Origin of the sequence: Nostoc paludosum FACHB-159, assembly GCF_014698835.1 — a bacterium.
In the GTDB taxonomy this organism is placed as follows: domain Bacteria; phylum Cyanobacteriota; class Cyanobacteriia; order Cyanobacteriales; family Nostocaceae; genus Nostoc; species Nostoc paludosum.
Genome location: NZ_JACJTU010000108.1, coordinates 1 through 9,349, shown reverse-complemented (window position 1 = coordinate 9,349; position 9,349 = coordinate 1). Strand labels below are relative to the sequence as shown.

Sequence of the window (9,349 nt, the reverse complement as noted above, 5' to 3'; positions counted from 1 at the left end):
CAATTTATACCGTGACCAGATGTTTGAAAACATGGCACAAGCTCAACGGCTCTGTTCTTTTGGGTTATACACACTTAAGCAACTTTTTAGAATGAAATAGCCCTGGCTTCAGGATATAGCCAAAAGGATAGGTGCGCTTTGCCCGCTCAAGGGTTGGGGCATCTACATAAGCTGTGAGATAAACGACTGGAATGTCGAAGCGATCGCGTACTTGTTGAGCCACAGCAATACCATCCTGTTCTCCCTTAAGTACAATATCCACTAAGACCAAATTCGGCTGAAGTTCAGCAATTTGTTCTAGGGCTGTTTCTCCACTCGCCGCAATTCCAACAACATGGTATCCCAAACTATGGAGATGCCCTTCAATTTCTCTAGCAACTAAAATTTCATCTTCTACGATAAATATCCTTGTGTCTACCATAGGTTTTATCCTCTAGAGACTCTTTCAGGTGACTTTGACTTGAAGACAGCAAGGAAATCACGAGTTAAAAAGCTTTATTAGTAAACTATCACAAATTCGAGAAAAAAGAGCGATTTCTTATCTGAATTTCACAAATATTTTTTGGCACTTCTCTATAATAAATTGTCTAAAATCGATTCCCATACTCCAAGGCTGAGAAGGTCAAGCGAAATATAGTACCATTGCTGGTATCAAGCTCTAATTTCCCCTCAAGTTGCAGAGCAAGGTCGTAGGCAATTTTCAGTCCTAAAGATTTCAGTTTCTTAATGTTCAAAGACTCCGGCATACCAACTCCATTGTCCTGAATTGTCAGAATATATTGAGAGTGAGCTTGAGAAGGCTTTTTTTTGGGGGGCGGTACATCCTGAAATGTAGATGAAGGGCAAGGCAATACTTGTTCTAGAGCGATGCAGATTTCTCCTGTGCGTCCATCGGGAAAGCCATGCTTAATGGCATTGGTAATCAATTCATTGAGCAACAAGCCACAGGGCATTGCCGTTTCCAAATTGAAAACAACAGGTTGCAGGCGAAAGCGCAGGTTAATTTGCTCTGGACGAATACTACAGAATGCTAAGATACTGCTTGCTAAACGCTGGATGTAATTATGAAAGTTACTCCGTCCCACATCGTCGTGTTGGTAAAGGGTTTCGTGAATTAGTGACATGGCTCGTAGACGATGGCGCGTGTCTTCTAACGCCTTGGAAACAGCTGGATGGTTAGTTGCTTCGGTTTGCAGCCACAGCATTGAGGAGATCACTTGCAGATTATTTTTAACTCGGTGGTGAATTTCTTTGAACAAAACTTCTTTTTGGGCTAACTGATTTTCTAGTTGCTTGTAGAGGCTTGCTTTTTGAGTGGCAATGCCGATTTGTACCCCCAGTTGTTTGAGTAGATTGATTTCATAGGGTTGCCATTGGTGGGGTGCATGGCAATCATGGACAATCAGCATTCCCCAAATTTGGTCAGCTTGCAGGATTGCCACCGCTAGGTTTGCCTGCACTTGTATTTGAGTTAGAAATTCGGCATAACAAGGAAGAATGTCTGGCGATTGTGTATCATGGCAAACAGTGATGTAACCTTGGCGATAGCGTTCTGCCCAATCTCGCTTGAAACAGGGATCTGCAATAGCTTGTCCGGACACAGACAACTCAGCTTGGGAAATAGCTTCTAGTTCAATAAAGATGTTGTAATCGCTATCAAAGCGACAGACAAGGGTACGATCGCACTGTAAAAATTGCCGAATCTGCTCCAAGCAAGTTTCTAGAACTTCGCCTAACTCGATGGATTGATTAATAGTTTGGGCGATGTTTGCTAAGAGTTGATCTGCTTCGGCTTGACGTTGCAAACGCAGTTGTGCCTGTTTGCGTTCGCTCACATCCCGCGCATTCGCCAGAATGACCGATTGACCATTCCAGATGATGGGGCTGAGTGTAATCTCGGAGTCAAAGAGGGTACCATCAATGGGTTTTCTGCTTTTCCATTCAAAGTGAACCGTTTCGCCAGCTACCGCTCTTTGCCAATATTCTGAGGCGAGATGGAAGTCAGCATCGGGGGCAGAACAGTCTTCTAGTATCGAAAGCTTGAGCAATTCTTCTCGCTTTATTTGCTGGAATTCCAATACGCGATCGTTGACATCCAGCAGAGTCCCATCCATATCATGCACCAAAAGGTGGCTGCTGACATTATTGAAGATGGTACGCAGGTTTTGTTCGGAAATTTGTAGGGCGGCTTTTGCGGCTTTGCGATTAGTGATATCCTCGGCGAGTCCTGCAATCCGGTAAATTTCCCCTTGGGAGTTGCGAATCCCAAAGGAGCGATCGCTAATCCAGCGAACTTCGCTATTGGGACGGATAATGCGGTATTCTATTTCTCCTTGACAGTGTTTTCGGAGAATGGGTATTTCCCTGATGATGCGATCGCGGTCTTCTGGATGCACGGTATCTAACCAGGCGCTTGAGTTGCAGTAAAGCGTGTCTACGGGTTGTCCCCAAATATCTGCATAGCTGGGGCTGATGTAGAGAATCTGTCCGTTTATATCTTTAATGTAAAAGACGTGATTGATGTTTTCAGCTAGCTGGCGGAATTTTTCTTCGCTCTCCTGTAATGCCGCAGTGCGTTCTTGCACCCGTATTTCCAACTCTTGATTTAGCCGCTGCACTTGTTGATAAAGATTTGCCTGCTGAATGGCGATCGCCAGTTGATCCCCAACCCGACGCGCTAAATCGATTTCATCCTCAGTCAACAACAGAGGCACTGGCGATCTATGGCCTGCTAGCGATCCCCAAACGACTCCATTCACTTCTAAAGGAAGGATTAACCAGCCACAGACAATTTTGGAAACTGCTTGAGCGACTTTTGAATTAACTGCATCCTTCAAGTTGCCCGTGTCCTCAATTACCAGGATTTCTCCTTGTTTCAACCGTTGGGCAATCGGATTATCCAGATCGCTAATCTCAAGTTCCAAGGTTGATAAACTCTGCGAACTTTGGAGATGCTCTGCCACAGGTTTCCAACATTGTCGCTCTGGCAGGTATTGAATGATTGCAGCTCCATCCATTTGTAACAAATCAGTGAATTCTTGGACGGAAGTTGTAAAAATTGTCTTTAATTCGAGGGAGTTGCGAATTGTCTGGATGACTCGGTTAAATGCTTGTTCTTGGTGAGTTTGCCGTTGTAGAGCAGTTTCGATAGACTTGCGATCGCTGATATCTCTCACGGTTCCAGTCATGCGTACAGGCTGATTGTTTATGTCATAAAAAGCTTGCCCGTTGCCCTCAATCCAGTGAATGCTACCGTCTGCCCAGATGATGCGATATTCCTGGTAATAGGTACTGTGTTGCTGGATAGCTGTTTTAACCGCCTGCTCTAGCGCGTCTCGGTCATCAGGATGGACAAAACGCAAAAACGTTTCATGTCTGCCATCAAATGTGCCGGGAGCCATGCCAAAAAGCTGTTCAGTTTCTTGTGTGCAGTCTGTTTCTTTGGTGATGAGATTCAAGTTCCAAATACCCATCTGAGCGGCTTTGAGAGCTAGTTGCAGTCTGGTTTCGCTTTCTTGGATTTGACGCACGGTTGTATCACCAACAACACTTTTTTGCCTCATCCGCTCCCATACCACACCCAGCGCCAGAGCGATGGCAATGCCCAACAAACACAGTTCCAGTGGCAACAGGTTATCTGAGTTTTCAGTGGGTGTCAATGAAGCGATCGCCACTACTGTAGACAGAACAGCTACCAACAAACCCAGTTTTAACATTTAGTTGCCTCCTGAACGTCCCCTAACAGCACTTATACTGGCACCATTTCACAAAATACCTAATACAAATGATTAGCCTCTAATTCTTTCCCCCTGCCCCCCTGCCCCCCTGCGCCTCTGCCCCCCCTGCCCCCTTTCTAAAAGTGCCGAAATTGTTTGGGCGTCACCCCCACAATTCGCTTGAAGTGAAGTGCCAGGTGACTGGGATTGGCAAATCCGCATTCCAGGGCAATCTCAGCAATTGTGAGATCCGATTGTCTGAGGAGGTGTTTTGCCCGTTCTACACGCTGATGAATTACATACTGGTGAACTGATTTTCCAGTGGATAGTTTAAACAATCGTGCAAAATAGTCACTCGTCATGCTAACTTCATTTGCTAGCCTCTCCAAAGTCAACTCCTGGGTTAGGTTGTCTTGAATATAGCAAAGGATGGTTCGGAGTTTAGTGGGCGGCAGGCCACCGGCCCCAGATGCAGGCAAGGTATCACCAGAGGTGATTGATGGCTCATTTCTAAGTGCCTGCTGCCGGAACAGTGCCAGTTCAATAGCCACGCGCAAATCTTGTTGAGTAAAGGGCTTTAGCACATAGCCAAAGGGATTAGTGAGTTTTGCCCGTTCTAGGGTGCTGTCATCGGCATAGGCAGTAATATAAATCACTGGAATTTTTAAGCGATCGCTTATTTCTGCCGCCATGTCAATCCCATCCTGACTCCCTTGCAAATTAATATCCATGAGTACTAAGTCGGGCATACTCTCTGTAATTTTTTGAATCACCGTATTCGTTGTAACAGCAATGCCAACCACTTCATACGCCATGCTCTGCAAGTGGCTTTCAATTTCCCTGGCGACTAGGATTTCATCTTCTACTATCAAAATCCTGGCACTTGCCATTCACTCTACTCCTACTGAATAAAACAGCCAAATACATACTTATCGCCATCCTCTCTAACATTTGTAAGTAGATGGAATTAACTTAGAAAAGCGTTAATTGACTATGCAATTTAACAGTAAATTTTAAACAAAGTCACTATTATTTTATATTTTAAAATTTTTGTCTAATTGATTCTCGGAATATCAAACAGATTCTCGACTGAAATTATGAGAATGTTCGATCTATAATTTTGAAAAATCTTCAAATGGTACAGTCAGTAAAGGAAAAAATTTTATAAATTAACGAAATAATAAGGGTTAGACTCAAATTTGTTGAAGTTGGTAATCACCGTGCCTGTTCTTTGGGAACGGACACCATCGGGGCTTAAGATTTGGTAAGATTCCTGAAAAAGTTTTCAGTTTAATAAATACGATTTCACAAAATACTTGATACAAATGATATCAAGTTCGGATAATCACTTGTTATTAAAATTTCTCCGCGTCAGAGCGTCCCCACGTCAGTCCTAATGATAAGTCTTCACCCGAACATGATATGATTAGTTCCTAACTCTCTCTGCCCTGCCGTCTATTTGGACCAATTTTCAAGGGGGCGTTGCATAAATGCGGGATGAATTAAGATTTTTGACGAAGGCTAAAGGTAGATTCTTTGCGCCTTTGCGCCTTTGCGTGAGGTAAAAATCATCCCTAGATTCAGCAATGCCTTCAAGGGAAACGGTATAACTCTGACTCTTCAACTGTTGTTCAATCTTGCATACGCGCAATCACACAATGTATAACTTTAACTTCATTAACAATTCGCTCTAGTTCTATGGATAGGGGAGTTTGTTCTCGAACAGCTTGTAATGTAGGAGTAGTGAAAGTGTTTGGATTTGTGGCAATCTCTGATAATCGGACAGTATGTAATTGTTGAATTTGGCCGTGAATTGCTTCGAGATAGTTATCCAGTGCTGGTAACTGTTGCGGTGGCTGTCCTTGTTGCAGCGCATTTGCTAAGTTTTCTAAAACTTGAATAATCGTATCAGTCAGGCGGTTGAGTTCACTAAATTGGTACTCGCCGCTAAATTCTCGCATATGTTCTGCCAGAGTTGTCACTGAACTGAAAAAGCTGCGAATGTATACCATCAAAGTTATTACAGGTTCGATTTCTCCCTGGACATGACGAGGTTCGCTGAACAATCTTTGGGCTGCGGCGGTAGCGTTGGCGTTTTCCAGTGCCGCTTGATGGCGTAGCATATTAATAGAATCAGTAGATGCACCGCGTTCTGGATGGAGATAGTTAGCTATTACCTGCTGAAAGTAAGCGAGATTTGCTCGAATTGTCTTTTCTAGTTGTGCCGGAAGTTGCTGTCGTTCCCAACGGGGAAAAAGCAAATAGCTGCCAAGCAATGCTAAGACACCGCCAACTAAGCTATCAACGATACGCAATATTCCTATCTTCCAGTCACCAGCACTAATCAGGTTGAGTAATAAAATAATGGCGGGAGTCAGCAGTATAGTAAATATGCTGTAGCTTAACGATCGCACTGACATTGCAGTAAACACAAGCAATAAGAAACAAACTGCAACTGCCAATTGATTCTTAACTAATAAAATCACACTTATGCCAATAATTCCGCCTAAAATAGTACCGATGACCCTTTGCACCGTTGTCTCGGAGGTTCCACCAAAGTTCGGTTTGAGTGCAACTAAAGCTGTTAGAGTTATCCAATAACCTCTAGGTAATTGCAGTACCGAGGCAACCAATTCAGCAACCGTTGTTACCAGTGCTAAACGCAAGGCATGACGAAATAGGACTGAATCAAAAGTAAAGTTATTTCGCAGTGTCTCAATAATTGTAGAATTCTCTGACTGAGTTGGAGGAGAAATATTTCGCTGAGAAATGGGGCGCTGTTTCCCCTGTTTGAAATCTGCAATCATCTCTGCATCAATATGAATTTGCTGTGCCAGGTTTGTCAAACTAGTTGTAATCTTTTTCACGTTGAGTAGTTCGGCATATTCATCTGTTTGAAGATTTATGGTTTGATTGAGGAGTTGAGCGCGAATAACTTGCCACTGGTGTTCTAGTGCTTCAATTATCCGGTCTAAATCTCCCAGGTGAACTAAGTTTTTTTCTTTGGCAATTCCTTGTGATAACATTTGCACAGCAATTGCTAACTGTTCGATCGCTTGCTCAATTTCTCTTTGTAGCTGAAAATATAGTTGGTCTGTGGATGCGATCGCTAACAATTCACTCAATGCCACAACAGAATTGAGAATTTGATTTGCATCCTCAATTAACACCAGTAAGTAATTTCCCCGCAGATTAGCTCCTTTTTGCCTAGTCCACATCGCTGTCCAGACACTACGAGCAAATGTCAAATCTTGAGTGACGATATCTTGAGCTTGCAAAAATCGTTGCGTCCATTCTTGCACATCCTGTGGATGTAATGCCCTCTCCCTTACCAAATCTACAAATTTGCTCAGCGAGTCATAACACCTAGCAACTACCTGCTTGACAGGTGCATCAGGACGCACCACCCACAGCAGTGATGATAAAGCAGTTGTCCATATTCCGCCAGCCAAACACAGCGCACATTGCAGGATAAGAGTAGAAAAATTAGAGAATGAAGCAAATCTAGCAAGGGCGATGACAAACATAATGGAAGTCACCAAGCTGACAGATGCAGCCACGTTGCCGTAGAGACTTGCTAAACCTGCAATAAATATTACCAAGAACGTCGCTGGGATAGCTAACCACAGATGACTGCTAACCAGACTCGCAATGAAGAATACCACAGTTATGCCAATGGTTGCTGCGGTCATTGCGATCGCTTTTTGGCGGTAAGTGCCCTCAACATTTACCATACCAACAAACCAAGCCGCCATAGTGGCAATTGCACTTGTAGCAGCATGACCAGTAATAATTCCGACTCCAATGGGTACGCCCAGTATCAAAAGGCTACGTAATCCAGAAAAAATGTCGGGTTTACCTGGCTTGAGTTGAAATTGCTGTAACAACCAACCCAGAGGGCGTTTATCTGTAAATGACATTATTTAGGCTAGGGACTATAACAAAGCGATCGGCTCTTACAGCATTTTACCTATATCTAACTACGTGGAGAATAAATATAATATCAAATGGTTACATAGCAAGCCTAAATCACGCATTATGTGGATTATACACTGAAACCCTTGATTTATCCTTGTAGAGACGTTGCACTGCAACGTCTCTACTGCCAATTCAAACATTCTCAAAGGCTGTTTATTTATGGGTTTATGCTTTTATAGTGTTATTTCTATCCCAACAACACTTTTCTTTATTCATCTAATCGCTGCCTACTGGAATTACTACGATATTGGCATCAATGCGTCAGCTAATTCGTTGAGTTTGATTTTCTTTGTCGCACCTATGATGCTTGTTTTATTTACCATCAGTGGATACATAATGTCCAATTTGGCACAGCGTGTCAGAATGAAAAAACGTGCATCAGTAGGCATGGGTATATTAGGGGTGATAGTTACTTTTATTATTGGGTTTATTGTTATTAGCGGCGAATTTTCTAATTATCCTAGACCGATACCGCATAATTTTCTAGAATTTTTGCGCTACTACTTAGGACTAGCACCAAAAAAAGATTATGGAATTTAAGCATTAATGAAAAATTAAAACTTTTTTATTTAGCCGATTTAGCTGATATAGAACTCCTATTTTATTTTTGAACAAAACTCAGTACACTTAATCTTCTAGAATCCTATTGCCAGTTGCCTATTGCCAAGAATTGAGGTCGGAATATTTATCTAAATGGTAACGGATATCATTACTTGTCGGAACATTTTTAAGGACTTTAGTAGTATTTTCAATACTATCTCTTTGAGTAGCCGCTCGAATTAAAATTTCAAAAATATTTCTTTGCTCACACTTACCTTGAGCATGAATTGGAAGATTTTCAGTTAAACAGCTAACTACTTCATTCAAGGTTTTATCATCAGTTAAAACTGGAGTACTAGTTGCAGTCATAGTCAAACCAGATATTCCTCTAGCTCGATTCTCACGCAACTCTTTGACAAAATTATCTGCAATCACAGCATAATCATATTCTGGTGCGAGATTTGCTCTTACCACTTGGTAATTTATTAGATTTACTTATGTTACCATATCCACTAACTCATTCAAAACTGGTACTTAAAATCACCAACTTTTAAACAAAATTCCACTTAGACCGATGTTCATCACACAGCGATCGCAGAACTTTTCGGTCTACTGACAATCCCTTTAGAGTTTGGTTTTTGAGGAACGAGGTTGTTGGTGGGTTAAGAGTAAAGTGCAAGCGATCGCGATCATCAGCCCCAAAACGTCGGCTGAAACCCTTATTATTTCGTCAACTTACAAAAGTTTTCGATCTACTGATTGTGGCAAATTATGTTTCTCGACTCGAATAAACGACTGCTAAGGGTTCTGGAAAACTTTTTGATCTACTGAATTTGCTTTGTTAATACTCTTTTCCCGTATTGTTGGTTTTGCAGTGCTTGTAGAAATTGATGCAAATAGTTTTTGCAGGGTTCTGACTAAGCTGTTCTTATTCTTAGGCGATCGGCTAGATTAGCCCAGATAAGTTTGGTAAGATAACCCTTAACTTAAGTTCAACTTAAGCAGCTGAATTCAAATCAATTCCTCAAAATCTAAGCAGATCGGTACACACTCGCTCCGAGTAATTTTAATGCCAATGCAAAAAAATAGACGCCATCGAGGAGTTGTCCTGACGG

The 9,349-nt window shown here is 42.2% G+C and carries 5 protein-coding genes and 1 pseudogene; 1 reads left to right on the top strand and 5 read right to left on the bottom strand.

The window, feature by feature from the left end:
* Positions 1-64 precede the first annotated feature (64 nt).
* The 4 genes from H6H03_RS38250 to H6H03_RS38235 all read right to left on the bottom strand — a co-directional run bounded on the left by H6H03_RS38250 (position 65) and on the right by H6H03_RS38235 (position 7,636).
* Positions 65-421 (bottom strand): response regulator, encoded by a 357-nt coding sequence (locus tag H6H03_RS38250; protein ID WP_190960200.1) that lies wholly within the window; start codon positions 419-421, stop codon positions 65-67.
* Between the two features lie 166 nt (positions 422-587).
* Positions 588-3,716: a PAS domain S-box protein gene (locus tag H6H03_RS38245; RefSeq protein ID WP_190960199.1), complete on the bottom strand. Its 3,129-nt coding sequence runs from the start codon at positions 3,714-3,716 to the stop codon at positions 588-590.
* Positions 3,717-3,853: 137 nt separating this feature from the next.
* Positions 3,854-4,606 carry a response regulator transcription factor gene (locus H6H03_RS38240; RefSeq protein WP_190960198.1) on the bottom strand — a complete coding sequence of 251 codons (753 nt, stop codon included), beginning with the start codon at positions 4,604-4,606 and terminating at the stop codon, positions 3,854-3,856.
* Between the two features lie 741 nt (positions 4,607-5,347).
* Entirely contained in the window at positions 5,348-7,636 is a 2,289-nt protein-coding gene (locus tag H6H03_RS38235; protein ID WP_190960197.1) for an FUSC family protein, read from the bottom strand.
* Between the two features lie 217 nt (positions 7,637-7,853).
* Here H6H03_RS38235 and H6H03_RS38230 point away from each other — a divergent pair, with 217 nt between their 5' ends.
* The gene (locus tag H6H03_RS38230; protein WP_190960196.1) at positions 7,854-8,234 is read left to right on the top strand and encodes a hypothetical protein; all 381 of its coding nucleotides are present in this window, start codon (positions 7,854-7,856) and stop codon (positions 8,232-8,234) included.
* Between the two features lie 126 nt (positions 8,235-8,360).
* Here H6H03_RS38230 and H6H03_RS38225 read toward each other — a convergent pair.
* A pseudogene (locus tag H6H03_RS38225) lies at positions 8,361-8,603 on the bottom strand (ISH3 family transposase); the annotation flags it as partial.
* Between the last annotated feature and the right edge of the window lie 746 nt (positions 8,604-9,349).